The sequence below is a fragment of the Mycobacterium timonense genome (assembly GCF_025821985.1).
Taxonomy (GTDB): Bacteria; Actinomycetota; Actinomycetes; order Mycobacteriales; family Mycobacteriaceae; genus Mycobacterium; species Mycobacterium avium.
Genome location: NZ_JACKSY010000077.1, coordinates 1 through 340, shown reverse-complemented (window position 1 = coordinate 340; position 340 = coordinate 1). Strand labels below are relative to the sequence as shown.

Below are 340 nucleotides of genomic sequence, written 5' to 3'. Positions count from 1 at the left end.
GTCAGGCCCATGATCGCGGCCATCACCGGCAGCAGCGGCTGCAGCGGCCGGGCGGCCGAGCGCACCGTGCTGATGCGGCGGGCGACTGCCACCCGTTCGACGCAGTGATAGAGCCAGGCGCCCACCCCCAGCGCGAAGATCGAGAGCACCGAGGCGACGATGGTCCACCCGTAGGCGGCGCACACCACCGCACCCACCACCACCGTCGCAGCCAGCACGGCCGCAACGACCAGGCGCAGCTCCAACCGGCTCATGGCTGCGGTCCGCGCTCCTCCGGTGTGNCGGCGGCGTCGGAACCCACCGCGCCCCGGACGGCCTGGGCGGCCGCCCTGATCTGCGG

General features: G+C 74.3%; 1 protein-coding gene. It reads right to left on the bottom strand.

What is annotated here, in order from left to right:
- Nucleotides 1-254 (bottom strand): antitermination protein NusB (locus H7I87_RS18795; protein WP_264002823.1); only part of this gene is annotated, 254 nt, incomplete at its 3' end.
- Nucleotides 255-340: the final 86 nt, after the last annotated feature.